Consider the following 25,560-nt stretch of genomic DNA (forward strand, 5'->3'; position numbering starts at 1 on the left):
CGGCGCCCGCCCACACTGGGGAGGATGCGTCTGGGTACCGCGGCAGCAGCCGCCACCACGGTGATCGGTACCGGCGCGGCCGCGGTGGCGGCCGGCCGGTACGCCAGCGACATGGTCCTCAAACCCGCGCCCGACCGGCCGCTGCCGGGCGACCCCCGGCTCACGGTGCACGCCACCGGCCCCGGGCGGATCACCCTCACCCGCAGCCTCGCCTCGCTGCGGCCCGGCACCTACGGCCTCACCGGTGCGGGCGGCCATGCCGTCGTCGGCCCCCTCCTGGACGATGTGCCGCACCCGGCGGACACGGTCGTCCGCCGTCTGGAGCGGGTCACCCACGGCACCCTCCAGCCGGGCGCGCGGATGCGCCTGACCCCCCAGGTGCACATCGGCAACCCGCGCGACGCGCTCGGCCTCGACTGCGCCGACGTCGACATCCCCGGAGAACTGGGGGCGCTGCCCGCCTGGTTCGTACCGGGCGACCGGGAGACCTGGGTGATCACCGTGCACGGCCTGGGCACCACCCGGGAACACCCCATGGTGGTCATGCCGTTCCTCAGCGACCAGCGGCTGCCCGTCCTCGACCCCGCCTACCGCAACGACGTCGGCGCCCCGCACACCGCCGACGGCATCAGCCACCTCGGCGACTCCGAGTGGCGCGACCTGGACGCCGCGATCCGTTACGCCGTCCAGTACGGCGCCGAACGCGTCGTCCTGCACGGCTGGTCCACCGGCGCCTCCATGGCCCTGCACGCCGCCGCCAACTCCGCGCTGCGCGACCGCATCGCCGGCCTCGTCCTGGACTCACCGGTCCTGGACTGGCAGGCCACCGTCCGCGCCCTGGCCGCCGCCCGCCGCGTCCCCCGCCCGCTGCTCCCGCTGGCCGTACGCGCCGCCGAGGGCAGCACCGGGCTGCACGCCGGACGGCTGGCCGAAGCCTGGACCGCCGACCTGCTCACCGTGCCGACCCTGCTGATCCACGGACCGCACGACTCCCTCGCCCCCTGGGCGGCCTCCCGCGAACTGGCCGCCCGCCGCCCCGACCTGATCACCCTCCACCCCGTACCACACGCCCCCCACGCCGCCATGTGGAACGCCGACCCGGCCACGTACGAGGAAACGCTCCGCCGCTTCTTGACGCCGCTTATGTGAGGTGGGTGGGGGCTTTGGGGCGAGGGGAGCTCTGGGGCCCGGTGGTTCCCGCGCCTTCCCAGCCCATTTCTTCCGCCCCCGGCCCGGCCGTCCCACGCCCTCCCGGCCGTTCCGCTTCCGTACCCCCTCCGCGCCGCGGCCCGGGCATCGTGCCCGTGCGTTCGACGGCGACTTGCCCGGGTTGTGACGGCCTGTCCGTGCGGGTCGTGGTGGCCGGGCGGGCCGGGGTGACCCGTTCCTACGGACGGTGGCCACACCGGGCGCGTCCCGGGGCCGCCCCCTCGTACGGCCTGCGGCCACTCCCCGTACAGCCTCCGGTGACCCACTCGTACGGTCCGTGCCGGGCGCCCCGTGCGCCCCTCGTGCGTCGGGCCGCCGGAACGTACCGACCGTTCCGATTGGGCTTTCGGGCCGTCAGCGGGAAGACTGCACCCTGTGACGTCCCGTACTCCGCGCGACTCCCGGCTCCGACTCGTCCCCCGTCAACCGATTGCCGCCGCCCGCCGAGCGGTGAGCACCCGGGCCGCCCGGCCGGCGCCCCGGCCGCCGCAGGGCACACCGCCGCCCGCGGAACTGGCCCGGCAGGCCCGCGCCGGCCTGGCCGGTGCCGTACGTCTCGCCCGCTGGGCCGACGGCGAGCACGGCGCGGGCGCCGGGCTGCGGGCCGGCACGGACGGCGCCCTCCCGGCGGACGTCGCCGAACAGGCGGCGGACGACCTGCGGCTGACACCGGACCAGGTCCGTACGGACTGGGACCTGGCCCGCCTGGCCGGACTCGTCGAACTGCACGGCGGCGTGGCCCGCCCCGGCTGGCGGCTGCGCGCCTGGGAGCGCGACGACACCGCCGCGCTGCGCGGCTGGGTCGCGCTCTTCGACGCCTGGTCGCTGGCGCGCCCCGCGCCGCCCGGCGCCGGGCCGACCGCCGTCGCCGAGGTCGTCGAGGCCGTGCCGCAACTGCTGTCCCTGCTGCACCTGTCGGCCGGTCCGGTACGGCTCCCGGTCCTGCTGGACATGCTGGAACAGCGCGTCGCCGAACTCCGTACCGAGCGCTGCGAGGTGCCGTACGGACCGGACCGCGCCCCGGACGCGGGACCCGCCGCGGCCCCGGGCACGGACCCGGGTGCGGCCCGCGCCGGAGCGGCGGGTGACACCGCGGGGGTGTCACTCGCGGAGCTCCTGGACTGGTCGCTGGACGGCCTCGCCGCCGTGGGGGCGCTCGTCGTGCGCGACGGTGCCAGGACCGGTGTGCCCGCCGAACGCGAAGCCCTGCTCACCCCCCTCGGGAACTGGTCGGTCTGGGTCAAACTGGAACAGATCTGCGTCGCCGCGCAGAGCCCGGCGGGCAACATCGAGCAGTCCGCCGAGGCGATGCTGCGCGGCTGCGCCCGGCTGACCCCGGGTCCGGCGCGCGCCGAATACCGCGCCTGGCTCGCCGCCCGGTCCGCGGGCAGCGCGGTCGAGGAACTCCTGAGCGTCGCCCGCGGCGAGGACGCGCTGCTGCGCGGCCTCGCGTTCGAGGCGCTGCGTGCCGTCGGCGCGCCCGCCGAGCCCGCCGTACGCGCCGCCGCCGAGGAGGCGGCCCTGCGCCCGTACGCCCTGCTCTGGCTGGTCGAGCACGAGGGCGGCGACCCGGAGACCGCGCCGGACGTGCTCACCCGCGAGGAGTCCACCTGGCTGTGGGTGGACACCGCCGCGGCCGTCGCCGACCACGGCGAGAGCCAGCTTCTGGTCCGGCACCTCGACTCGGCCGTCCAGGGCTCGGTCCCGCGCCTGCTGGAGGAGGTACGGGCCGTCGGCCACCCGCGTACTGTGCAGGTGCTGGTCGCCCTGGCCGCCGCCCACCCGGACCCGGCCCTCGCCAAGGCCGTCCGCCGCGCCGCCTTCCAGGTGCACACCGGCGGCGCGTGACGCCCCCGGGGGCGGGCGCCCGCCCCCGGGAACGGCACCGACGGTGCCGCTCCTCCCAGCGCGCTGCCGGCGCCGCCTCAGGCCCTCGGCACCGCCGGTGTGTACGTGCCGAACGTCCAGAGATTGCCCTCCAGATCGCGGGCCGTGTACTCCCGGGAGCCGTAGTCCTGGTCCGTGAGCGGCAGCGCTATCTCCACCCCGGCCTGCCCGGCCCGGCGATGATGCGCGTCCGGGTCCGCGACGGTCACGTACACACCGACCGGGCCGCCGTCGCCCAGCGCCTCCTCGTACGTCCCGCCGACGCCCTTCGAGCCCAGCATCACCACGCCGTTGCCGAAGGACAGCTCGGCGTGCAGCACCGTGCCGTCCTCGCTCTCGTACAGCGCGCTCTGCGCGAAGCCGAAGGCTTCCGTCAGTTGTTTGATCGCCGCCTTCGCGTCGCGGTAGTGCAGCGTCGGGCAGAACGTGGGGGTCCCTGCCGTCCCTGCCGCCACGTCGGTCATGACGATCACCTTTCCCATCCTGCGATCAGGTCGCTCCGAGCCCCGCTCTGAGACCCACATCACAGTCTGGCACCAGGGTCTGACAACGCCCCCCGAACACCCCCGGATGCCCTCTGACCAGCGCCGCGCCGAGCCGCACCACCATCCGCCCCCCGCTCCGCCGCATTCAGCGGAACGTGTCGCAGCGCCCGGCGTCCCCCGTGCGGAACCCGGCCGAGAACCACCGCTGCCGCTGCGCCGCCGACCCGTGCGTCCAGCTCTCCGGCGTGACCCGGCCCTGGAACCGCTCCTGGATCCGGTCGTCGCCGACCGCGGCCGCCGCGTCGAGTCCGTCCCGTACGTCCTCCTCGGTGAGGCTGGTGATCAGCGGCCGCCCGGTGGACTCCTCCGGCGTCCCGGTGGCGTGCCGGGCCCACACCCCCGCGTAGCAGTCGGCCTGCAGCTCCACCTTCACCGAAGCGCTGTCCGCGCCCGGCCGCCCGCCCTGGGACCGGCGCAGCGTGCCGGACAGGTTCTGCACGTGGTGCCCGTACTCGTGAGCCACCACATATGCCTGCGCGAACGGCCCGCCCCGGGCGCCGAACTTCGTGCGCAGCTCGCGGAAGAAGTCCAGGTCCAGGTAGACCTTGCGGTCCCCAGGACAGTAGAACGGCCCGACGGCCGAGGTCGCGGCCCCGCACGCGGTGTCCGTCCGGCCGGTGAAGAAGACCGTCGGCGCCCGTCCGTACGAGGCGCCGCGCCGCCGGAACTCCTGCTGCCAGAAGGACTGGGCGCTGTTGACGACCGCCACGATCCGGCAGTCCTCCCTGCTGTTGGCGTCCTGCCCGGTACGGCACCGTTCCTGGACCCGTTCCGCCGAGGAGGCGGTGGCTTCCGGGGGACGGTCCGACTCCGTCAGCCCCAGTTCGTCGGGGCCGATGCCGAAGAACAGGCCGGCGACGAGCGCGATGAGACCCGCCAGCCCGCCGCCGATCGTGGCCCGCCCGCCGGGCAGCCGGCTGCCCCGCTGGTCCTGGACCTGCGAGGTGTCCAGCCCGGCGTCGTCGTCGAACTGCATGGCCGCACCGCCCTCCGCCGCGCCCTCCCGGCGGCGCACACCGCCTCGCCCCATCCAGCCGCGCCCGCCGCCGGACCGCGACCCCGGGCGGCCGAACGGGCGAGGGGAGCGGGGGAGGGGAGCAGGGGAGGAGCAGGTCAGGGCGGGCCCGTACGGCCGGACCGGGACCGGACCGCGGCCGTCCGGCAGCCCGGGAAAACTGGTTGCACGTCACCGCTAGACTGGTCCGTATGGCAATTCTCCTCGTGCATTAGACGGCGCAGGCACGCCGCCCCCGCCGCCCGTCCGCACAGGCTTGTGCCGTGTACGGGGCGCGCCGCGCGGCCGTGATCACCCGTCCTTTCCGCTGTCCTCGTCTGCCCTGGAGTCTTCCCTTGATCACCGCCTCCGGCCTGGAGCTGCGCGCCGGCGCCCGCGTCCTCATCGAGTCCGCCTCCTTCCGTATCGCCAAGGGCGACCGGATCGGCCTGGTCGGCCGCAACGGAGCGGGCAAGACGACCCTCACCAAGGTCCTGGCGGGCGAGGGCATCCCCGCCGCCGGCACCGTCACCCGCTCCGGCGACGTCGGCTACCTGCCGCAGGACCCGCGCACCGGCGACCTGGACGTCCTCGCCCGCGACCGCATCCTCTCCGCCCGCGGCCTGGACGCGGTCCTGCGCAAGATGCGCGAGAACGAGGACCGGATGTCCAACGGCAAGGGCGCCACCCGCGAAAAGGCGATGAAGAAGTACGAGCGCCTGGAGACGGAGTTCCTGACCAAGGGCGGCTACGCGGCCGAGGCGGAGGCCGCGACCATCGCCGCCAGCCTGGGCCTGCCGGACCGCATCCTCGGCCAGCCCCTGCACACCCTCTCCGGCGGCCAGCGGCGCCGCGTCGAGCTGGCCCGGATCCTCTTCTCGGACTCCGACACGCTGCTCCTGGACGAGCCGACCAACCACCTCGACGCCGACTCGATCGTCTGGCTGCGCGACTACCTGAAGAACTACCGCGGCGGCTTCATCGTGATCTCCCACGACGTCGACCTGGTCGAGACCGTGGTGAACAAGGTGTTCTACCTGGACGCCAACCGCTCCGAGATCGACATCTACAACATGGGCTGGAAGCTCTACCAGCAGCAGCGCGAGGCCGACGAGAAGCGCCGTAAGCGCGAGCGCGCCAACGCCGAGAAGAAGGCCGCGCAGCTCCACTCGCAGGCCGACAAGATGCGGGCCAAGGCCACCAAGACCGTCGCCGCGCAGAACATGGCCAAGCGCGCCGACAAGCTGCTCGCCGGACTGGACGCCAAGCGCGCCTCCGACAAGGTCGCCAAGCTGCGCTTCCCGGACCCCGCGCCCTGCGGCAAGACCCCGCTGACCGCCGAGGGCCTGTCGAAGTCGTACGGCTCGCTGGAGATCTTCACCGATGTCGACCTGGCCATCGACAAGGGCTCACGGGTCGTCATCCTCGGGCTGAACGGCGCGGGCAAGACGACGCTGCTGCGGCTGCTGGCAGGGGTGGAGAAACCGGACACCGGCGAGGTGCGCCCCGGGCACGGCCTGAAGCTGGGCTACTACGCCCAGGAGCACGAGACGCTGGACCCGGACCGCACGGTCCTGGAGAACATGCGCTCGGCCGCGCCGGACATGGACCTGGTCGACATCCGCAAGACGCTCGGCTCCTTCCTGTTCTCCGGTGACGACGTCGACAAGCCCGCCGGCGTGCTCTCCGGCGGCGAGAAGACCCGGCTGGCGCTGGCCACCCTGGTCGTCTCCTCCGCCAACGTGCTCCTCCTGGACGAGCCGACCAACAACCTCGACCCGGCCAGCCGCGAGGAGATCCTCGGCGCGCTGCACACCTTCACCGGCGCCGTGGTGCTGGTCTCCCACGACGAGGGCGCGGTGGACGCCCTCCAGCCGGAGCGCATCATCCTGCTGCCCGACGGGGTCGAGGACCTCTGGGGCCAGGACTACGCGGACCTCGTCGCGCTGGCCTGAGGGCCGCCCGGGGACCGGGAGGGATCAAGGGCGTATGGATCATTCGGCCGACAGGTGATCCATCATCTGAGTGAGAGCGGCTCGTACATCGGCGAGCCTCCCTGTGACGGCCGGGCCCCAAGGGCCCGGCCGTCATCATTTCGTACCAGCCCCCTCTGACCTGCTCGTTCGCGGAAAACTCCGTGGTCGGAGCGGTGAGATTCCTAACGGAACCCCTAATTCCAAGAGTCAATACGGCGCCGCCGACGCCAAACGATGTCCCACGGACCTTGCTGAATGGGTGGCCAGGACGGCCGGGAGGGGTGATCATGAGAGTCCAGAGCGCACTTCCCACGAGGAGGCACGGGTGGCCGAGACTCTGAAGAAGGGCAGCCGGGTGACCGGCGCCGCGCGCGAGAAGCTCGCGGCAGACCTGAAGAAGAAGTACGACTCCGGAGCGAGCATCCGGGCGCTGGCCGAAGAGACCGGCCGCTCCTACGGGTTCGTGCACCGGATGCTCAGCGAATCCGGTGTGACCCTGCGGGGTCGTGGCGGAGCCACCAGGGGCAAGAAGGCCGCCTCGGCCTGACCGAGGCGTTCCGCTCCGGGAGCTACGGTGCCACCCGGTCGGTCGAGCAGGCGACCGGGTGGTTACTGTTCAGTCACTTAAGCACGCACGTGCGGTCGGCTGACTGACTCGGAGGCGCCCCATGACCCTGCTCGACAAGGACGGTGTGCGGCTCACCGTGGACGACGTGATCGCCACGGTGACCCTCGCCGGACCGGCCAAACGCAACGCGCAGTCGCCCGCCATGTGGCGGGCGCTGGCCGAGGCCGGATCACTGGTGCCGGGAGACGTCCGGATCGTGGTGCTGCGCGGCGAGGGCAAGTCCTTCTCCGCCGGCCTGGACCGGCAGGCGTTCACGCCCGAAGGCTTCGACGGCGAACCGTCGTTCCTCGACATGGCACGCGGCCCGGACAGCGAACTGGACGCCACCATCGCCGAGTACCAGGAAGCGTTCACCTGGTGGCGGCGGAACGACGTGGTATCCATCGCCGCTGTCCAGGGCCATGCGATCGGCGCCGGCTTCCAGCTCGCGCTCGCCTGTGACCTGCGGGTGTGTGCCGACGACGCGCAGTTCGCCATGCGGGAGACCAGCCTCGGTCTGGTGCCGGACCTGACCGGCACCCACCCCCTGGTCGCCCTGGTCGGCTACGCCCGCGCGCTGGAGATCTGCGCCACCGGCCGCTTCGTCCACGCCGACGAGGCCGAACGCATCGGCCTGGCCAACCTCGTGGTGCCCGCAGCCGACCTGGACGGTGCGGTCGCTGACCTGGCGGGCGCCCTCGTCGCCGCGCCGCGGGATGCCGTCATCGAAACCAAGGCCCTGCTGAGGGGCGCCGCCTCCCGTACGTACGAGGAGCAGCGGGCCGCCGAACGCGCCGCGCAGGCACGCCGGCTGCGGGACCTGGCGGGTCTGGGCGAGTAGCGGCGCACCGGGCCGCTCAGGGGGTGGCGGGCGGTTCGAGGGCGGCGACGAGCACCGCGACCGTGGGCCGTTTTCCGCCGCCCGCCGACGGCCCGCTGCCCGTCGGCTGCCTGCCGTCCGCCGACTGTCCTGCGCCCGCCGTCTGCCCCGCAGCCGCCGCCTTCCCGACCGCGTCGCGCACCTCCCGCGCCACATCCAGCGTCCGCCGGTCCGCCGCGACGGCCAGTTGGACGAGTACGTGCCCGTCCTCCTCGCGCACCGGCCGGGACAGCGCCCCCAAGGCCGATACGAGCCGCACGGCCCCCGGGACACGCAGCACGGCCGCCTCCAGAGGACCGGCATCGTCGGCGGTGGCCCCGCCCCCGCCCGGCGCGCCGCCGGGGAAGGGGGAAGCGTCGTCGCCCTGGCCGCCGCCCGCTCCCTCTTCCTCCTCGTCGAGCAGGTCCGTGACCCGCACATCGACGACGGACACCTCCAGCCCCAGCCGCTCCGCCGCACACGCCAGCAGCGCTTCCCGCAGCAGGCCCGCGGAGGCCGGAACCGGACGTCCGGCCGTGGCCGCGACGTCCGCCTCGATCAGCAGTGGCCCCGGCGGCAGCGCGCTCGGCGGCGGCGGAACCGCCGCTTCCGGCGCGGCGTCCGCGTCCGCCAAGGACAGCCGGAGCGTACCGATCCGCAGTCCCGGCAGCGCGTCACCCGCCTGCCGCAGCACTCCGGCGGCCGCCCGTTCGGCGATCCACGCCCCGTCCGCCGGGCCGCCCAGCGGCAGCAGCCGGCCGAGTCCGAGCTGCCGCCGTACCGCCGTCACCAACTGGTCACCGGCCACCGGCCGTCACCTCTTTCCCGAACAGTCCTTCCACCTTGCCGCACACCCGGCCGCGCGGCAGGGCCACGTACACGAATGGCGGCATCCGGACCACCCCGCTGCCGCATCCCCGCAGCGGGCCGGGGGAAGCCGTCCTACTGTGGAAATCGGAGCGGCTTGCAGCTCCGACCCCTCGGAAAGGGACGATCGGCGATGACCGAGAGCGCACAAGGTAACCGGCCCGAGCCGCGGACCGGAGAGTCGCAGGGCAAGACGCTGGGAGCCAAGCGGGGCGGCGGCGACCCCGCGACCCGCGGGCGTACCACCATCGCCGACGGCGTCGTGGAGAAGATCGCCGGAATGGCGGCCCGCGACGTCGTGGGCGTGCACGCGATGGGCAGCGGCTTCGCCCGCACGCTCGGCGCGGTGCGGGACCGGGTCCCCGGCGGCAGCAAGTCGGTGACCCGCGGTGTGAAGGCCGAGGTCGGCGAGGTGCAGACCGCGCTGGACCTGGAGATCGTCGTCGAGTACGGCGTCTCCATCGCGGACCTCGCGCGGGCCGTACGGGAGAACGTCATCTCCGCCGTGGAGCGGATGACGGGCCTGGAGGTCGTCGAGGTCAACATCGCGGTCAGCGACGTGAAGCTGCCCGACGACGAGGAGGACGAGGACGACGAGGAGCCGCGCCTCCAGTAGGGCGGTCCGGTTCCGACAGAGACAGCGCCGGGGCTCCGCTCCGCAGGACCCGGCCGGGGTGGTAGCGAAGGGAAGCGCGTAGATGAGCATGGCCGTGGTCGGTCTGTTGGCCGGAATGGCGCTGGGCTTCGCCGGATACTTCGGCGGTTTCGGGGCCTTCGTGCTGGTGGCGGCGCTGGGCGCCATCGGATTCATCGTCGGGAAGTTCGTGGACGGAGACCTGGAGGCCGGAGAGTTCTTCCGGACCCGTACGGGCGACCGCGACGGCCGGCGGAGGTGACGCCCGGTGGCGACCGTGTCTCCCGCGGCCGCGGCACCCGGCGCCGCCCAGCCGGCCGTACCGGCCGGTGAACGAGGTGCCACGAAGATCGCGGACCGGGTCGTGGCCAAGATCGCCGCGCAGGCCGCCCGCGAGGCGCTGCGTGACGCGTCCACGGCACACACCGACGCCCACGCGTCGGTGACGGTGCGCCGGCGCGAGGGACGGCGGGACTTCGGCGAGGCCCGGGTACGGGTCGCCGTCGAACTGGGCTACCCCTCCGACATCGGCGCCCAGTGCGGCGCCGTACGGCGGCAGGTCACCCAGCGGGTCCGCGAACTGGCCGGCATGTCGGTGCCCGAGGTCGCCGTCCAGATCGAACGGCTGCACGCGCCCCAGATGGAGCGGTCGGGCCGGGGGAGGGTGCGATGAACGACGACGATCCCGATCTGCGGCAGACGCAGCGGCTGCCCGCCCTCGACAAGTCGGCGGGCGCCACGGCGGTCCCGCCCGGCCGGGGCGGCTCCGGCGCACCTTCCGGCCACGGCCAGGACCATGCCCGTACTCCGGGCGGTCCGGACGGTTCCGGCTCTGCCGACGGCCCCGGGCACACCGGCCCGGGGCACACCGGCCCGGCGGACAGCGGCCAGACCCCCCGCGAGGAGACCGACGGCGGCGGCCGGGCCCGGCGCTTCTGGGCGGCCCGGCGCGTACCGTCCACGCTGGTGGCGCTCGTCGTGCTCGGCGCCGCCGGACTGCTGCTGTACGACGTGGCCGCGGTACGCGCCGACCGCCCCGCGATGGCCTGGCGCAAGCGCCTCGCCACCGAGCTGGCGACCCGTCACCTGGACGACGTCTGGGTCCTCGCGGGCGCCGCGGTGGCCGTGGCCCTCGGCGTCTGGCTGCTGGTGCTCGCGCTGACCCCCGGACTGCGCGGCGTGCTGCCGATGCGGCGTACGACACCGGACGTACGCGGCGGCCTGGACCGCGCCGCGGCCGCGCTGGTGCTGCGCGACCGGGCCATGGAGGTGCCGGGCGTGCAGTCCGTACGGGTCGCCGTCGGCCGCCGCAAGGCCAAGGCACGCGCGGTCTCGCACTTCCGCGAACTGGACGAGGTACGGAGCGACCTGAACACGGCACTCGGCGACGGACTGCGGCAACTGGGCCTCGCCCGGCGGCCCGCGCTGTCCGTACGGGTGCGCCGGTCGGCGAAGAGGTGAGCACGGCGATGCACAAGGTCCTGCGAACGGTCAACCGGGTGCTGCTGGCCCTGACGGGCCTGGTCCTGATCGTCGTCGGCGGCACGGTACTGCTCGGCGGCTTCGACGTGCCGCGCAAGGCCGGCTTCGACCTGCCGACCGGTGGGCGCTGGTCCCGGCCCGACGAGGTGCTGCTGCGCGAGCCGGACCGGACGCGCTGGACGGACAGCGGCTGGTGGTGGCCGGTGGTGATCGCGGCGCTGGCCGTGCTCGTCCTGCTGGCGCTGTGGTGGCTGCTGTCCCAGTTCCGGCGGCACCGGCTGCGCGAGATCCTCGTGGACAGCGGCGACGGCGAGGGCGCCCAGTTGCGCGGCCGGGCGATGGAGAACGTCCTGACGGCCGAGTCCGAGTCGCTGGACGGGGTCGACCGGGCCCGCGTCCACCTGACCGGCCGCCGCACGGAACCACGGCTACGGGCCGGTCTGGCCCTCGCCCCGCACGCGGAGCCCTGCGCCGTGGTCGCCCGCCTCTCCTCGGAGGCGATCCACCACGCCCGCACCTCGGCGGGCCTGGAACGGCTGCCCGCCGAGGTACGGCTGCGCGCGGTCAAGCACCGGGCCGAGCGGGTGAGTTAGCGAGGCGGTCGGTGACGTCGATGTAGGGCGCCGGTGGACGCACCGGTACGGAGAGCCGTGCGTGAGGGCTCCTCCCCACGGCTCTCCGCCCCTCAGAACCCCCGCCGCGCCCCGCCGTCCACCGGCACCATCACACCCGTCACGTACGACGCCGCCGGCGACAGCAGGAACGCCGTGGTGCGGCCGAACTCCTCCGGTTCGCCGTAGCGGCGCAGGGGGATGGAAGCGCTGTTGCGGGCGCGGGACTCCTCCGGGGCACCGGACAGGGCGTCCAGTTGGGTCATCCGGTCCGTGGCGATGCGGCCCGGCAGGACGCCGAAGACGCGGATGCCGCGGGGGCCCAGTTCGTCGGCGAGGGACTTGGCGTAGCCCGCGAGGCCGGGGCGCAGGCCGTTGGAGATGGCCAGGCCGGCGATGGGCTCGTGGACCGAGCCGGACAGGACGAAGCCGATCGCGCCGCCGTCGCCGAGCGCGGCGGACGCCGTGCGGGCGAGCCGTACCGCGCCGAGGAAGACCGACTCGAAGGCGGCCTGCCACTGGTCGTCGGTGTTGGCGGTGGGCGCTCCCGGGGGCGGGCCGCCGACGCTGACGAGGATGCCGTCGAGGCGGCCGAAGCGTTCGCGGGCCGTGTCGACCAGGCGCGCGGCGGCGTCCGGGTCGGCGTTGTCGGCGGCGACGCCGTGCGCGCGGTCGCCGAGCGTGGCCGCGGCGGCCCGCGCGCTCTCCTCGCTGCGGCCGCTGAGGACGACGTTGGCGCCGTCGGCGACCAGTTCCCGGGCGGTGGCGAAGCCGAGGCCGCGGGTGGCGCCGGTGACGATGTAGGTCCGGTCGGTGAGTCCTAGATCCATGGGGGTCAGTCTGCCCCGTCGCACCCGAACATGGTGAAGGCGGTGCTGATGAGGCCGATGTGGCTGAATGCCTGGGGGAAGTTGCCCAACTGGCGGCCGGCGACGGGGTCGTACTCCTCGGCCAGCAGTCCCACGTCGTTGGGCAGCCGCAGCAGCCGGTCGAACAGCTCCCTGGCCTCCTCCTCCCGCCCGGTCAGGTGCAGGGCCTCGGCCAGCCAGAACGAGCAGACCAGGAAGGTGCCCTCGTCGCCCGGCAGCCCGTCCACGGTGGTGGCGTCGGTGCTGTAACGCCGTATGAGGCCGCCGTGCGCCAGCTCCGCGCGGACCGCGTCGACCGTGCCGACGACCCGCGGGTCGTCGGCGGGCAGGAAGCCGAGGCGCGGGATCAGCAGTGTCGCGGCGTCCAGCAGGTCCGAGCCGTAGGACTGGGTGAAGGTGTTGCGCTCCGCGTCGTACCCCTTCTCGCACACCTCGCGGTGCACCTCGTCGCGCATCGCGCGCCAGCGGGCGACGTCCCCCTCCAGCTCGGGGCGGGACTCGACCGCCCGGACGGCGCGGTCGGCGGCGACCCACGCCATGATCTTGGAGTGCACGAAGTGCCGGCGGGGCCCGCGGACCTCCCACAGCCCCTCGTCCGGCTCCCGCCAGTGGCACTCCAGGAAGTCCAGCAGCGAGCGCTGGATGTTCCAGGCGTGCGGCTTGGACGACAGCCCGGCGACGCGCGCGATGTGGAAGGAGTCCAGCACCCCGCCGTACACGTCGAGCTGCCGCTGTTCGACGGCGGCGTTGCCGATGCGTACGGGCGTGGAGCCGGCGTAGCCGCCGAGCCAGGGCAGCTCGGCCTCCGGCAGCCGCCGTTCGCCGCCCAGGCCGTACATGATCTGGAGGTCGGCCGGGTTGCCGGCCACCGCGCGCAGCAGCCAGTCCCGCCAGGCCGACGCCTCCTCGGTGTATCCGGCGGTGACCAGCGAGTTGAGGGTCAGGGTGGCGTCGCGCAGCCAGCAGAAGCGGTAGTCCCAGTTCCGTACGCCGCCCAGCTCCTCGGGCAGCGAGGTGGTGGGCGCCGCGACGATGCCGCCGGTGGGCGCGAAGGTCAGGGCCTTGAGCGTGATCAGGGAGCGCAGGACCTCGGCCCGGTACGGACCGTCGTAGCGGCAGTGCGCCGCCCACGCCCGCCAGTCCTCCAGGGTGTGCTCCAGCGCCTCGTACGGATCGATCTCGGCCGGGCGCGGCTCGTGCGAGGGGTGCCAGGTGAGGATGAACGCCACCCGCTCGCCGGCGGCGACGGTGAAGTCGGAGCGGGTGCTGAGTCCCTGGCCGTACGTCTTGACCTCGGGCTCGGTGCGCAGCCACGCGGAGTCCGGCCCGGCCACCGCGACCCGGCACCGGCCGACGTGCCGCACCCAGGGCACGACCAGCCCGTAGTCGAAGCGCAGCCGCAGCACCCCCTCCATGGGGACGTCGCCCTCCAGGCCCTCCACGATGCGTACGACGTCGGGCGCGCGGTCGCGCTGCGGCATGAAGTCGGTGACCCGCACCGAGCCGGTGGGGGTGTGCCAGACGGTGTCCAGGACCAGGGAGTCGCCCCGGTAGGAGCGTTCGGGCCGGGCGTCGGGGTCGGCGGGGGCGAGCAGCCAGTGCCCGTTCTCCTGGTCGCCGAGGAGCGCCGCGAAGCAGGCGGCGGAGTCGAAGTGCGGCAGGCACAGCCAGTCGACGGAGCCGTTCCGGCCGACCAGGGCGGCGGTCTGCAGGTCGCCGATGAGCGCGTAGTCCTCGATGGGTGCGTGCACGCGGCGTCCCTTCCGTCAGCGCCCGGCAGCTACTCGGTGCTGGCGACTGTACGGCTCAAGGGCTCGGCAGGGGCGGATTCGGCGCTGTCGGCGCTCTCTGCGGCGGCGAGCCGGTCCTTGCGCTCCCGGCGGACCAGGACGAACCAGCCGACGGGCACGGCCGCGGCGAACAGCCACCACTGGACCGCGTAGGCCATGTGCGGGCCGATGCTGTCGTGGTCCGGCTCGGGCACCAGCTCGGGCGTGCCGCCGGGCGGCTCCGGCGCGGTCTGCTCGATGTAGCCGCCGAGCACCGGCCGGTGCAGGGCCTCGGCCTGCCGTTCGCTGTTGATCAGCATGACCTGGCGGTCGGGCAGGCCGCGCTTGTCCTTGATGCCGCTGCCTTCGGTGGTCTCGTCCGCCATCATCCGGCCGGTGACGGTGACCCGGCCCTTGGGGGCGGCGGGCACGTCGGGGAAGCGGGTGAGGTCGTTGCCCGCGGCGATCCAGCCGCGGTTGACCAGGACGGTGGTGCCCTTGCGCGGCCCCTGGTCCAGGACGAGTGGCGTCAGCACGTAGTAGCCGATGGTCTTCTCGTCGGCGGCGGTGCGCTGGCGGACCACGACCTCGTGCCGGGTGTCGTACGTGCCGGAGGCGGTGACCCGGCGCCACATGTCGTCGCGGGGCAGCGTCCGGCCGGGGGCGGTCAGGTCGGTGACCGGTACCGGGGCGGCGTGCAGGTTGTCCGCGATGAGCTGGTTCTGCGCGACCCGGTGTTCATGGCGGTGGTACTGCCAGAACCCCAGCTTGATCATGACGGGGATCAGGACGAGGCCCACGAGGGTGAGGATCACCCACTGCCGGGACAACAGGAAGCGGTACACCCCACGAGGGTACGACCGGGGGCCCGGGCACCCCGCCGCCGGGGTCCGTCAGACCCGGCCGACGATGCCCGTCTGCCCCTCCGCGCGGGCGCAGTGGGCCCCGCAGAACCAGCGCCCGGCGGCCTCCACGCCCTGGCCGATGATCTGGCACCGGCAGTGCTCGCAGATCGGCGCCATGCGGTGGATGGCGCAGGAGAAGCAGTCGAAGACGTGCACCGCGCCCTGCGCGTGCACCTCGAACGTCATGCCGTATTCGTTTCCGCAGACCTCACAACGTGCCATGCGCCACAGCGTGCGGGTGCGGCGGGCGGTCGGGCGAGCCTGCGGAAGGCGTGTTGTGGGGCTTCACCCGGACGCAGGCGCCGGGGCCACGTCCTGGAGGAGCTGCATGAAGGCCGCCTCGTCGATCACCGGCGTGCCGAAGGAGGCGGCCTTGGCGGTCTTGGAGGTCCGGGACTCCGGGTCGTTGGTGACCAGCAGGCTGGTCAGCCGGGAGACGCTGGTGGCCACGTGCAGTCCGGCCTCGATCGCGCGGTCCTCCAGCAGCTCACGGTCGACGGAGGTGTCGCCGGAGAACGCCACCCGCATCCCCTGCACCAGCCGGGCACCCGGCTCGTACCGTCCGGGGTTCGGGTACGGGCAGGCGGGCCGCTTGCGCGACGGGCGCCAACTGGTGGGCCGGTAGGCGGCCGCGGCCGGCCGCTGCCGGGGCGCCGCCGGGCCGTCCGCCCACTCGGTGAGCGGCTGGCAGGCCAGCAGCGGCAGGCGCAGGTTGGCCTGGGCGGCCAGCCGCAGACTGGGCCGGAACGCCTCCGCCAGCACCCGGGCGTCGTCGAGCGCGTGGTGGGCGTGCTGCTGGGTGACGCCGTAGTGCGCGGCGAGGGACTCCAGCTTGTGGTTGGGCAGCGGCAGCCGCAGCTCCTTGGAGAGCGCGATGGTGCACAGCCGCTGCCGTACGGGCGCCTCGGCCTCGGCGCGGGCGTACTCGCGGGCGATCATCGACCAGTCGAACATCGCGTTGTGGGCGACCAGGACGCGCCCCTCCAGCCGCTTCGACAGCTCGGGGACGATCTCCGGGAAGAGCGGCGCGGCGGCGAGCATGTCGCTCGTCAGACCGTGGATCCACACCGGGCCCGGGTCCCGCTCCGGGTTGACGAGGGTGTACCAGTGGTCCTCGACCTCGCCGTGGACGTCGAGGCGGTACACGGCGGCGGAGACTATCCGGTCGTCGCGGGCCAGGCCGGTGGTCTCCACGTCGACCACCGCGTACCCCTGGGGATACGCGGCCGGCCAGGAGGCGGCCGCCTCCGGAGGGGACGGCTGCTGCCCGATCGCCGGGGTGATCGGGCGGGCTGCTGCCATACGGTCTTCGAGCATGGTCACTGAGGATACGGGCCCCCACTGACAGCGCCACCGCCCTCCCCGTACCGCCCGGCGCTCCGGCACCGTCCGTGGCCGTACGGGCGGGCGCGGACGTGCGCGAACGGTGGGCGGGCGGCCGCCGGTTGGGCCCCGAACGGGGGACGGCGGGGCAGGGCGGCGCGGGGGCCCTCTCCCGTGTGGTGCTGTCGATCGGCCCCTCCTGTGGCGTTACGTCGCAAAGGTCCGGTTCGGATTCCGGTGTGCACCCGATGGCGCCGTCGCTGACACTCCTTCTTACATACTTCTCGGTAACAACCCCTAGCGGGGGCCCCGTCGGCGCCTTTATGGTGCCGACATGCCGCACCTGCCCGATGTCGTGCTGTGGTCCGTGCCCGCTTTCGTCGTCCTCACCGTGGTGGAGATGGTGAGCTACCGCCTCCATCCCGACGAGGACGCCGCCGGGTACGAGGCCAAGGACGCGGCGACCAGCGTCGGCATGGGACTGGGCAGCCTGGTCTTCGACGCGCTGTGGAAGATCCCGATCGTCGCCGTCTACTCGGCCGTCTACACACTGACGCCGCTGCGCGTGCCCGTCCTGTGGTGGACGCTGCCGCTGATGCTGCTCGTCCAGGACTTCTTCTACTACTGGTCGCACCGCGGCCACCACGTCATCCGCGTCCTGTGGGCGTGCCACGTCGTGCACCACTCCAGCGAGAAGTTCAACTTCACCACCGCGCTGCGCCAGCCCTGGACGACCTGGACGGTCTGGCCGTTCTACCTGCCGATGATCGCGCTCGGCGTGCACCCGGCCGCGGTCGCGTTCTGCTCGGGCGCCAACCTCGTCTACCAGTTCTGGGTGCACACCGAGCGCGTCGGCAAGCTGCCCAGGCCCTTCGAGTACGTCCTGAACACCCCCTCGCACCACCGGGTGCACCACGCCTCGCAGGGCGGCTACCTGGACCGCAACTTCGGCGGCATCCTCATCATTTGGGACCGGATGTTCGGCTCGTTCGTCCCGGAGACGGAACGCCCCGTGTACGGCCTCACCAAGAACATCCACACCTTCAACCCGCTCCGCGTCGCCACCCACGAGTACGCGGCCATCGCGCGCGACGTCCGGGCGGCGGGAAGCTGGAGCGAGCGGGCGGGGCGGGTGTTCCGGGGGCCGGGGTGGCAGCCGGCGGGGGCCGCGGCCGGCAAGCCTCCCGAGAAGGCCACCGAGAAGACCGGTGCGCCCGGAGCCGCCGGGCCCGCCGGTGTCACGAAGAAGTCCACCGGTGCCCCGAAGAAGTCCACCGGCGCCGAGAAGGAGCCCGTAGCGTGAGCACCGCCGCGCGCACCGCGCGGGTCCTGCTCGGCGCCTTCGCCGTGCTGACCGCCGTCCACCTCGGCGCGCTGCTCGCCGGGGCCACCACCGTCGTCCATCTGACCAAACCGGCGCTGATGCCGGTCCTGGCCGGGTACGTGCTGGCCGCCGGAGCACCCCGGCTGCTCGCCGTCGCGCTGCTCTTCGGCTGCGGCGGCGACACCCTCCTCCAGACCGGCGACGACGCGCTGTTCCTCGTCGGCATGGGCTCCTTCGCCGCCGGACACGTCTGCTACCTGGTCCTTCTCACCCGGCGCGGCGCCTTCCCGGGCGGGCTCCGGCTCTCCGGACCGCTCGCCGCCTGTTACGCGGCCGCCTGGCTCGGCTTCGTCGCCCTGCTGTGGCCGGACCTGGCGGCGGATCTGCGGCTGCCGGTCGCCGCGTACAGCCTGCTGCTCACCGCGACGGCCTTCAGTGCCCTGCGGCTCGGGCCGCGGGCCGCGCTCGGCGGGCTGCTCTTCCTGCTCTCCGACTCGCTGCTCGCCACCGGTCTGGCCCACTGGCAGCAGCCGCCCGCCGCCCAGTTCTGGGTGATGCTGACCTACGCGGCGGCTCAGTACGCGCTGGCCGACGGCGTACGGCGGACGTACACGGCAGGGGAGCGGACCGGGGTGGCGGGTGCCGCACGGGCGTACGGTGAGGTGCACAGTACGACCGTCTGAGCCGGCCCGGCAGTCACCTGTCTCCGGCCTGACCTGCGACGACGGCCGCGGACTTGAGTCTCCCTCCGGGGGAGACCCGACAGTGGACGGCATGAACGAGGACGGCGACGGCCTGCTGACGATCGGCGCGCTGGCCCGGCTCACCGGAGTCACGGTGAAGACGGTCCGGCGCTGTTCCGACGAGGGCCTGCTGCCGCCCGCCGCCCGCACCCCCGCGGGCTACCGGCTGTACGGCCCCGACGCCCCCGCCCGCCTGGAGACCGTGCGCACCCTGCGCGAACTCGGCATCGGCACCGCGGAGATCCGCGCCGTCCTGCACAGCGGACGCACCGTCGCCGACGCCGCCCGGCACTGGGCGGACGCGCTGGACGCGCAGATCCGCACCCTGCGGCTGCGGCGCGCCGTACTGCGGGCGATGGCCGCGCGGGGGACCGCAGCCGAGGAGCTACCGGACGTGCACCGACTGGCCCGCCTGACCGCCGCCGAACGCCGCCGCGTCATCGAGGAGTTCGTCACCGACTCCCTCGACGGCGTGGCCGCCCCTGCCTACCGTGCCGGCCTGCTGGCCGCCGCCCCGATCTGCCCGAGGACCCGGCGCCCGCCCAACTCGGCGCCTGGCTCGACCTGGCCGAACACGTCCAGCGCCCCGAGGTGCGGGCCGCGCTGCGGCGGCTGGCCGAGTACAGCGCCCGCACCGCCCCCGTCGTACCGTCCGCGACGGCCGCCGAGGACGCCGCACGCGTCGCCCACCTGATGCGCGAGCGCGGCGAGGCGGCTCTCGCGGCCGGTGTCGCCGCCGACTCCCCGGCGGCCGGGCCCGTCGTGGCCGAGCTGGTCGCCGCGTGGCTGCCGACGCAGGCCGGTACGGCCGACCCGCCCGAGCGGGACGACGCCCGCGCGCGCCGCCGGCTGCTGGAGCAGTTGGAGGCCGCGGCCGAGCCGCACATCGAGCGGTACTGGCAACTGATGTGCGCCGCCACCGGCCGCCCGCAGCCGCCCCGTTGGGACGCGGCGGGTGCCTGGACCGCCGCCGCACTGCGCGCCCACCCAGAGCCCGGCCCCGGCGTCGTCCTGCCGCCCGCACCGGACGCGCAGCGCGCGCTGTACGTGTACGAGCGGGTGGCCGCGCACGTCACCGCGCTGGTCGACGCCGTACCGGAGGAGGCGCTGGAGCGGCCCACGCCGTGCGACGGCTGGACCGTACGGCAGCTCATCGACCACATGACCTGGGAAAACCTCATGATCACCTCGATCGCCCGGGACGCGCCGCGCGCCGACCAGGACGCCGATCACCTGGGCGCCGACCACGCCGCCGCCTTCCGGGAATCGGTGGCCGGACTGCTCGCCGCCTTCACCGGCAGCGGGATGCTGACGCGTACGTACGGCCCCTACGAGGCGCCCGGCGCGCTCTTCGCGCAGCAGGCCGCCGTCGAACTCCTCGCGCACGGCTGGGACCTGGCCCGCGCGCTCGGCGCGCCGACCGGTCTGGCGCCGGAGGTCGCGGACGAGGTGCTGGCAGCGGCCCGCGGCATCTACGGGGCGGCGCCGCGCACGGAGGGCGGCTCGTTCGCCCCGGAGCGGCCCGCGCCCGAGGGAGCGGGCGGTGCGGACCGGCTCGCCGCCTACCTGGGCAGATGAGGCGGAAACAGGGGTGGGGCCGGGCGGCATGCCGCCCGGCCCCGTGCCTCGGGACCGTTCACCGGTCCGTCGGGCTACGTCAGTCCTTGACCGCGTCGAGCGCGTCCACGATGCCGTAGCCGTAGTGGCCGTTGACGTGCTGCGTACCGGTGCACGTCTTGTCGGCGGTCGGGCAGCCCGGGTTGTCGGCCTGCATCTTCAGGAGCCACTGGATCTCCTGCGGGCTGGACTTGGGGTGGGTGCTCTTCAGCAGCGCCACGACACCGGCCACGTGCGGGCTGGCCATCGAGGTGCCCTGGAGGTAGCCGTAGTCACCGCCGGGCATGGTCGACAGGATGCCGCCGTGCTTGGCGGGCAGGTCCGGGATCTGGCGGGAGTCGCCGCCCGGCGCCGCCACGTCGATCACACCGTTGCCGTAGTTCGAGAAGTACGACTTCAGACCCTTGACGCCGGTCGAGGCCACCGTGACGGTGCCCGGAAGCTGGGTCGGGACGTCCCAGCACTTCTTCGGGTCGATCGTCCGCGAGACCGGCGTGGAGTCGTTCGGGCTGGAGGTGTCGGTGAGCTGCGCCGCCGCCAGGTCCATGTTGGAGTTGCCGGCCGCGGCGACGTTCACCACGCCCTTGTTCTCGGCGTACTTGGCGGCCCGGCCGACGGCGTCCACGATGGCGCCCTGGTCCAGGTCGTCCTTGCAGTTGAACATCCACGGGTCGACGTAGTAGCTGTTGTTCGTCACCTTGGCGCCGTGGTCGGCCGCGAAGACGAAGGCGCACACCACGCTCTCGGCGTAGAACAGGCTCGTCTGGGGCTCGCTCACCTTGATGGCGGAGAGCTTCACGCCCGGCGCCACACCGGCCACGCCCACGCCGTTACGGGCGGCGGCGATGGTGCCCGCGACGTGCGTGCCGTGGTAGTCCTCGGCCGGGTCGTACGGACGCCAGGCGCCGGGGGAGGTGTCCGGCACGCCGCCCACGCAGTTCGCGGACTGCTTGGGGGCGAAGTTGGCCTTCAGGTCCGGGTGGGTGTCGTCCACACCGGTGTCGATGACCGCGACGGTGACCTTCTTGCTGCCCTCGTCGATCTTCGCGGCCTGGTCCGCCTTGATGGCGGGGATGTCCCACTGGAGCGGCTCCAGCGGCTCCTTGTCGTCGCCCGCGGCGTTGGCCACGCGGGCCGCCTTGGCCGCCTTGTCGGCGGAGAGCCGCTCGACCTTCTGGGGCTTGCCGACGTCCGTGGTGGCGGACGCCTTCAGCGGAGTCGTACGGGTGGCGCCGGCGGACTGCACGCCCGGCGCCTTGCGTATGGTGGCCGCGAAGAGCGGGTTCGCCGAGTGGACGACGATCACGCCTATCTTCTCGTGGGCGACGATCACCTTGCCGCCGGCCGCCTTGATCGCCTTCGTGACCTTGCCGACCGAGGCCTTGCCCGGCGTGGCGTTCACGACGTACGAGAGCTGCGGTCCGTCAGCGGTGGCGGCGGCCGCCGGGGCCGCGTCCTGGGACGCGGCGGTGGCCGCGGCCGGCAGGAAGCCGAGGGATGCCGTCAGAGCCAGACCGAGCGGCACGGCAAGCGCCCGCACCCGTCTGGATCGGGGATGCGCCATGGGTACTCCACATCATCCGTAAGACCGCCCGTCGCCGATTGCGCACGGGCAGGTGCATACCGCCGTCCGGGGGAATGGCCCCCACGCGCGGCAAGTCCCCGTGAAGTTATCCGTGTCGACCACGGAACATCAATGGATCAGGGAGAAAACCTGCCACAAGCCGCGCATTGATGCCCCGTCAGGCACTGGCGTCACGGCCGGGTCACGGAGCCTCAGGACTCCCGCCGCAGCGCCGCCAGGCTCAGCGGCGGCAGCACCGGCCGGCGGCCGTACCAACGGCCCGGTGCCGTCCGTACGGGCCGCCGCGGGGCCGCGGGCGCGGCGACGGGAGCGGGCAGCCGCACGGTTCCGTACGGGCGGCGGCCCGGGCCCGCGGGCTCGGTGTGCGGTGTGGACATCACACTCCGCCCAACGAACGGGCCCGGCCGCGGTGGCGGCCGGCACCCGTGCTTCCTGCGGAATTCAACCAACCAGCCTCTGTCCCTTCGGATGCCGCCCCTCTACGATGCGTGATCCGGATCACTTACGCACCCTTTACCGCCGGGCTCCGCCGTCCGTCCTACGCCACCAGGAGATTCCGTGAGCACCGCACCACCGCCCACCGGTCCGGGGCCGCACCGGCCGCCGGACTTCACCGAGGTCCAGGCGAGTCAGGAGTTCGGCGAACTGCGCCGTTCGTACCGTTCGTTCGCCTTTCCGCTCACCGTCGCCTTCATCCTCTGGTACCTGCTGTACGTGCTGCTCTCCAGCTACGCGGGCGGCTTCATGGGCACCAAGGTCGTCGGCAACGTCAACGTCGCCTTCGTGCTCGGCCTCGCGCAGTTCCTGACCACCTTCCTCATCGCCTGGTGGTACGCCCGGCACGCCGCCGCGAAGCTGGACCCCAAGGCCCAGGCGATCAAATCCCGGGTGGAGGGTGACGCATGAGCGCGACCGAGCGGATCACCGCCGGTACGGGACGGCTCGCCGACGGCGCCGCCCAGCTCGCCGCGGGCGGCGCGGGCGAGCACCGGGCGCTGATCATCACGCTGTTCGCGGTCTTCGTCGCCGCGACACTCGGCATCACCGTCTGGGCCGGCCGGCAGACCAAGGGCGCCGAGGACTTCTACGCGGGCGGCCGCCAGTTCAGCGGCTTCCAGAACGGCCTGGCGATCTCCGGCGACTACATGTCCGCCGCGTCCTTCCTGGGCATCGCCGGGGCCATCGCCCTCTTCGGGTACGACGGTTTCCTGTACTCCATCGGCTTCCTCGTCGCCTGGCTCGTGGCGCTGCTGCTGGTGGCCGAACCGCTGCGCAACTCGGGCCGGTTCACCATGGGCGACGTGCTCGCGTACCGGATGCGCCAGCGCCCGGTGCGCACCGCCGCCGGCGTCTCCACCATCATCGTCTCGATCTTCTACCTGCTCGCCCAGATGGCGGGCGCGGGCGCCCTGGTCACGCTGCTGCTCGGCATCACCAGCGAGGCCGGGAAGATCCTGGTCGTCGTCCTGGTCGGCATCGTGATGATCCTGTACGTGTCCATCGGCGGCATGAAGGGCACCACCTGGGTCCAGATGGTCAAGGCCGTCCTGCTGATCGCGGGCACCCTGCTCATCACGTTCCTGGTGATGCTCAAGTTCAACTTCAACATCTCCACGCTGCTGGGCCGGGCGGCCGAGGAGAGCGGCAAGGGCGCCGCCTTCCTGGAGCCGGGCCTGAAGTACGGCGTGACCGCCACCTCGAAGATCGACTTCATCTCGCTGGGCATCGCCCTGGTCCTGGGCACCGCCGGACTGCCGCACATCCTGATCCGCTTCTACACCGTGCCCACCGCCAAGGCCGCCCGGAAGTCGGTGAACTGGGCGATCGGCATCATCGGCGTCTTCTACCTGATGACCATCGCGCTGGGCTTCGGCGCCGCCGCCCTGATAAAGCCCGAGACGATCATCGCGTCCAACAAGGCGGGCAACACCGCCGCCCCGCTGCTCGCCCAGGAGATCGGCGGCGGCGCCGACTCCACCGGCGGCGCGATCCTGCTCGCGGTGATCTCCGCGGTGGCCTTCGCGACCATCCTCGCGGTCGTCGCCGGACTCACCCTCGCCTCATCCTCGTCCTTCGCGCACGACCTGTACGTCAACGTCATCCGCAAGGGGCAGGCCACCGAGAAGGAGGAGGTGGCCGCGGCCCGCTGGGCGACCGTCGGCATCGGCGCCGTCGCCATCGTCCTCGGCGTGTTCGCGCGCGGCCTGAACGTCGCGGGCCTGGTGGCCCTCGCCTTCGCCGTCGCGGCCTCCGCCAACCTGCCGACGATCCTCTACAGCCTGTTCTGGAAGCGGTTCACCACGCAGGGCGCGCTGTGGTCCATCTACGGCGGCCTGGCCTCCTCGGTGCTGCTGGTGCTCTTCTCGCCGGTCGTCTCCGGCAAGCCCACCTCGATGTTCCCCGGCGTGGACTTCCACTTCTTCCCCCTGGAGAACCCGGGGCTGATCTCCATCCCGCTGGGCTTCCTGCTGGGCTGGCTGGGCTCGCTGCTGTCCAAGGAGGAGCCGGACGTGAAGAAGTACGCCGAACTGGAGGTCCGCTCCCTGACCGGCACCGGGGCGCACTGACCGGGGGCTCCGGACATCCGCACCGACGGCGGGCGGGGCGGCGTCGTAGATCTCTACGACGCCGCCCCGCCCGCCTCGTGACATCTCACCCGTGCCCACTGTCAGACCCATCGCGTACGCTCGAAAGCGAACTGATCGGACTCGGGCTGGGGGCTTCAGTGCTCATCGACACATTCGGGCGCGTGGCCACCGACCTGCGCGTTTCGCTGACCGACCGGTGCAACCTGCGCTGCACGTACTGCATGCCGGAAGAGGGCCTGCAGTGGCTCGCCAAGCCCGACCTGCTCACCGACGACGAGATCGTCCGCCTGATCCGCATCGCCGTCACCGACCTGGGCATCGAAGAGGTCCGCTTCACCGGCGGCGAGCCGCTGCTGCGCCCCGGGCTCGTCGGCATCGTGGAGCGCGTCGCCGCTCTGGAGAACCGCCCCCGGATGTCGCTGACCACCAACGGCATCGGCCTGGAGCGCACGGCCGGCGCCCTGCGCGCCGCGGGCCTGGACCGCGTCAACGTCTCCCTCGACACGCTGCGCCCGGACGTCTTCCGCGCCCTGACCCGCCGCAAGCGCCACGAGGACGTGCTGCGCGGCCTGGAGGCGGCCCGCGCCGCCGGCCTCACCCCGGTCAAGGTCAACAGCGTCCTGATGCCCGGTTTCAACGACGACGAGGCGCCCGACCTGCTGGCCTGGGCGATCGCCCACGGCTACGAGCTGCGGTTCATCGAGCAGATGCCGCTCGACGCCCAGCACGGCTGGAAGCGCGAGGGCATGATCACCGCCGGTGACATCCTCGCCTCGCTGCGCACCCGCTTCACGCTGACCCCCGAGGACCAGGAAGAGCGCGGCTCGGCGCCCGCCGAGCGCTGGACCGTGGACGGCGGCCCGCACCGCGTCGGCGTCATCGCCTCCGTCACCCGCCCGTTCTGCCGCGCCTGCGACCGCACCCGGCTCACCGCCGACGGCCAGGTGCGTACGTGCCTGTTCGCCACCGAGGAGACGGACCTGCGGGCGGCACTGCGCTCCGACGCCCCGGACGCGGAGATCGCGCGCATATGGAAGCAGGCGATGTGGGGCAAGAAGGCCGGGTCGGGGCTGGACGATCCGTCGTTCCTCCAGCCCGCGCGGCCGATGTCGGCGATCGGGGGCTGAGCGGGGTCGGGCGCGGGGCTGGTCGCGGCCCGCAACGGA

27 protein-coding genes are annotated in these 25,560 nt (G+C 73.3%); 17 read left to right on the forward strand and 10 right to left on the reverse strand.

Going from position 1 to position 25,560, the window contains the following annotated elements; translation table 11 throughout:
* Nucleotides 1–24 precede the first annotated feature (24 nt).
* Nucleotides 25–1,149, forward strand: a complete 1,125-nt coding sequence (locus tag EJG53_RS31830) for an alpha/beta hydrolase (protein WP_125047837.1) — start codon at nucleotides 25–27, stop codon at nucleotides 1,147–1,149.
* Between the two features lie 435 nt (nucleotides 1,150–1,584).
* Nucleotides 1,585–3,057, forward strand: a complete 1,473-nt coding sequence (locus EJG53_RS31835; RefSeq protein WP_125047838.1) for a hypothetical protein — start codon at nucleotides 1,585–1,587, stop codon at nucleotides 3,055–3,057.
* Nucleotides 3,058–3,134: 77 nt separating this feature from the next.
* Here EJG53_RS31835 and EJG53_RS31840 read toward each other — a convergent pair whose 3' ends face one another.
* Nucleotides 3,135–3,560: a VOC family protein gene (locus EJG53_RS31840; RefSeq protein ID WP_125047839.1), complete on the reverse strand. Its 426-nt coding sequence runs from the start codon at nucleotides 3,558–3,560 to the stop codon at nucleotides 3,135–3,137.
* Between the two features lie 166 nt (nucleotides 3,561–3,726).
* Entirely contained in the window at nucleotides 3,727–4,617 is an 891-nt protein-coding gene (gene ypfJ, locus EJG53_RS31845) for a KPN_02809 family neutral zinc metallopeptidase (protein WP_125047840.1), read from the reverse strand.
* A 374-nt stretch (nucleotides 4,618–4,991) separates the two neighbouring features.
* On the opposite strand from ypfJ, the gene EJG53_RS31850 reads away from it, so the two are divergent.
* The 3 genes from EJG53_RS31850 (at nucleotide 4,992) to EJG53_RS31860 (ending at nucleotide 8,059) form a co-directional block, all read left to right on the forward strand.
* A complete protein-coding gene (locus EJG53_RS31850; protein ID WP_031010458.1) occupies nucleotides 4,992–6,590 on the forward strand; it encodes an ABC-F family ATP-binding cassette domain-containing protein in 1,599 nt (532 codons plus the stop codon).
* A 346-nt stretch (nucleotides 6,591–6,936) separates the two neighbouring features.
* A complete protein-coding gene (locus tag EJG53_RS31855; protein ID WP_030021347.1) occupies nucleotides 6,937–7,158 on the forward strand; it encodes a helix-turn-helix domain-containing protein in 222 nt (73 codons plus the stop codon).
* A 121-nt stretch (nucleotides 7,159–7,279) separates the two neighbouring features.
* On the forward strand, nucleotides 7,280–8,059 hold the full coding sequence (locus EJG53_RS31860; protein WP_031010456.1) for an enoyl-CoA hydratase/isomerase family protein: 780 nt from the start codon (nucleotides 7,280–7,282) through the stop codon (nucleotides 8,057–8,059).
* A 16-nt stretch (nucleotides 8,060–8,075) separates the two neighbouring features.
* Here EJG53_RS31860 and EJG53_RS31865 read toward each other — a convergent pair whose 3' ends face one another.
* Complete coding sequence (locus EJG53_RS31865) at nucleotides 8,076–8,885, reverse strand: hypothetical protein (protein ID WP_125047842.1); 810 nt, start codon at nucleotides 8,883–8,885, stop codon at nucleotides 8,076–8,078.
* Between the two features lie 192 nt (nucleotides 8,886–9,077).
* Between EJG53_RS31865 and EJG53_RS31870 the strand changes: the two genes are divergently transcribed.
* From EJG53_RS31870 to amaP, 5 genes are all read left to right on the forward strand, one after another.
* Nucleotides 9,078–9,560: an Asp23/Gls24 family envelope stress response protein gene (locus EJG53_RS31870; protein ID WP_125047843.1), complete on the forward strand. Its 483-nt coding sequence runs from the start codon at nucleotides 9,078–9,080 to the stop codon at nucleotides 9,558–9,560.
* A gap of 82 nt (nucleotides 9,561–9,642) precedes the next feature.
* Nucleotides 9,643–9,840: a hypothetical protein gene (locus EJG53_RS31875; protein WP_031010449.1), complete on the forward strand. Its 198-nt coding sequence runs from the start codon at nucleotides 9,643–9,645 to the stop codon at nucleotides 9,838–9,840.
* Between the two features lie 6 nt (nucleotides 9,841–9,846).
* Nucleotides 9,847–10,251: an Asp23/Gls24 family envelope stress response protein gene (locus EJG53_RS31880; protein ID WP_125047844.1), complete on the forward strand. Its 405-nt coding sequence runs from the start codon at nucleotides 9,847–9,849 to the stop codon at nucleotides 10,249–10,251.
* On the forward strand, nucleotides 10,248–11,039 hold the full coding sequence (locus EJG53_RS31890) for a DUF6286 domain-containing protein (RefSeq protein ID WP_244955424.1): 792 nt from the start codon (nucleotides 10,248–10,250) through the stop codon (nucleotides 11,037–11,039). Before EJG53_RS31880 ends, EJG53_RS31890 begins: the two co-directional genes overlap by 4 nt.
* A gap of 8 nt (nucleotides 11,040–11,047) precedes the next feature.
* A complete protein-coding gene (gene amaP, locus EJG53_RS31895; protein WP_125047845.1) occupies nucleotides 11,048–11,653 on the forward strand; it encodes an alkaline shock response membrane anchor protein AmaP in 606 nt (201 codons plus the stop codon).
* A gap of 92 nt (nucleotides 11,654–11,745) precedes the next feature.
* Here the strand turns inward: amaP and EJG53_RS31900 are convergent, their stop codons facing one another.
* The 5 genes from EJG53_RS31900 to EJG53_RS31920 all read right to left on the reverse strand — a co-directional run bounded on the left by EJG53_RS31900 (nucleotide 11,746) and on the right by EJG53_RS31920 (nucleotide 16,531).
* Nucleotides 11,746–12,501 (reverse strand): SDR family oxidoreductase, encoded by a 756-nt coding sequence (locus EJG53_RS31900; RefSeq protein ID WP_125047846.1) that lies wholly within the window; start codon nucleotides 12,499–12,501, stop codon nucleotides 11,746–11,748.
* 5 nt (nucleotides 12,502–12,506) lie between these two features.
* Nucleotides 12,507–14,291 carry a glycoside hydrolase family 15 protein gene (locus EJG53_RS31905; protein ID WP_125047847.1) on the reverse strand — a complete coding sequence of 595 codons (1,785 nt, stop codon included), beginning with the start codon at nucleotides 14,289–14,291 and terminating at the stop codon, nucleotides 12,507–12,509.
* A 29-nt stretch (nucleotides 14,292–14,320) separates the two neighbouring features.
* The gene (locus EJG53_RS31910) at nucleotides 14,321–15,154 is read right to left on the reverse strand and encodes an SURF1 family cytochrome oxidase biogenesis protein (protein ID WP_125047848.1); all 834 of its coding nucleotides are present in this window, start codon (nucleotides 15,152–15,154) and stop codon (nucleotides 14,321–14,323) included.
* A gap of 48 nt (nucleotides 15,155–15,202) precedes the next feature.
* On the reverse strand, nucleotides 15,203–15,436 hold the full coding sequence (locus EJG53_RS31915) for a hypothetical protein (protein ID WP_063759381.1): 234 nt from the start codon (nucleotides 15,434–15,436) through the stop codon (nucleotides 15,203–15,205).
* 63 nt (nucleotides 15,437–15,499) lie between these two features.
* On the reverse strand, nucleotides 15,500–16,531 hold the full coding sequence (locus EJG53_RS31920) for a DEDDh family exonuclease (RefSeq protein WP_371858750.1): 1,032 nt from the start codon (nucleotides 16,529–16,531) through the stop codon (nucleotides 15,500–15,502).
* Between the two features lie 340 nt (nucleotides 16,532–16,871).
* On the opposite strand from EJG53_RS31920, the gene EJG53_RS31925 reads away from it, so the two are divergent.
* The 4 genes from EJG53_RS31925 (at nucleotide 16,872) to EJG53_RS42910 (ending at nucleotide 20,182) form a co-directional block, all read left to right on the forward strand.
* Complete coding sequence (locus tag EJG53_RS31925; protein ID WP_241267677.1) at nucleotides 16,872–17,840, forward strand: sterol desaturase family protein; 969 nt, start codon at nucleotides 16,872–16,874, stop codon at nucleotides 17,838–17,840.
* Nucleotides 17,837–18,544: a lysoplasmalogenase gene (locus EJG53_RS31930; RefSeq protein ID WP_125047849.1), complete on the forward strand. Its 708-nt coding sequence runs from the start codon at nucleotides 17,837–17,839 to the stop codon at nucleotides 18,542–18,544. The genes EJG53_RS31925 and EJG53_RS31930 overlap by 4 nt, the downstream gene beginning before the upstream one ends.
* Before the next feature lie 91 nt (nucleotides 18,545–18,635).
* Nucleotides 18,636–19,298 carry a helix-turn-helix domain-containing protein gene (locus tag EJG53_RS42905; RefSeq protein WP_244955425.1) on the forward strand — a complete coding sequence of 221 codons (663 nt, stop codon included), beginning with the start codon at nucleotides 18,636–18,638 and terminating at the stop codon, nucleotides 19,296–19,298.
* Nucleotides 19,196–20,182: a TIGR03086 family metal-binding protein gene (locus EJG53_RS42910; protein WP_244955426.1), complete on the forward strand. Its 987-nt coding sequence runs from the start codon at nucleotides 19,196–19,198 to the stop codon at nucleotides 20,180–20,182. The genes EJG53_RS42905 and EJG53_RS42910 overlap by 103 nt, the downstream gene beginning before the upstream one ends.
* Before the next feature lie 79 nt (nucleotides 20,183–20,261).
* On the opposite strand, the gene EJG53_RS31940 is transcribed toward EJG53_RS42910, so the two are convergent.
* Complete coding sequence (locus EJG53_RS31940; RefSeq protein ID WP_125047850.1) at nucleotides 20,262–21,785, reverse strand: S8 family peptidase; 1,524 nt, start codon at nucleotides 21,783–21,785, stop codon at nucleotides 20,262–20,264.
* Nucleotides 21,786–21,997: 212 nt separating this feature from the next.
* Complete coding sequence (locus tag EJG53_RS31945; RefSeq protein WP_125047851.1) at nucleotides 21,998–22,183, reverse strand: hypothetical protein; 186 nt, start codon at nucleotides 22,181–22,183, stop codon at nucleotides 21,998–22,000.
* 181 nt (nucleotides 22,184–22,364) lie between these two features.
* Here EJG53_RS31945 and EJG53_RS31950 point away from each other — a divergent pair, with 181 nt between their 5' ends.
* The 3 genes from EJG53_RS31950 to moaA all read left to right on the forward strand — a co-directional run bounded on the left by EJG53_RS31950 (nucleotide 22,365) and on the right by moaA (nucleotide 25,521).
* Nucleotides 22,365–22,712, forward strand: coding sequence for a DUF485 domain-containing protein (locus EJG53_RS31950; protein ID WP_125047852.1), 348 nt, complete (start codon nucleotides 22,365–22,367; stop codon nucleotides 22,710–22,712).
* On the forward strand, nucleotides 22,709–24,373 hold the full coding sequence (locus EJG53_RS31955) for a solute symporter family protein (protein ID WP_125047853.1): 1,665 nt from the start codon (nucleotides 22,709–22,711) through the stop codon (nucleotides 24,371–24,373). The genes EJG53_RS31950 and EJG53_RS31955 overlap by 4 nt, the downstream gene beginning before the upstream one ends.
* Before the next feature lie 158 nt (nucleotides 24,374–24,531).
* The gene (moaA, locus tag EJG53_RS31960; RefSeq protein ID WP_125047854.1) at nucleotides 24,532–25,521 is read left to right on the forward strand and encodes a GTP 3',8-cyclase MoaA; all 990 of its coding nucleotides are present in this window, start codon (nucleotides 24,532–24,534) and stop codon (nucleotides 25,519–25,521) included.
* Nucleotides 25,522–25,560 lie beyond the last annotated feature (39 nt).

Origin of the sequence: Streptomyces chrestomyceticus JCM 4735 (assembly GCF_003865135.1) — a bacterium.
Lineage (GTDB): Bacteria > Actinomycetota > Actinomycetes > Streptomycetales > Streptomycetaceae > Streptomyces > Streptomyces chrestomyceticus.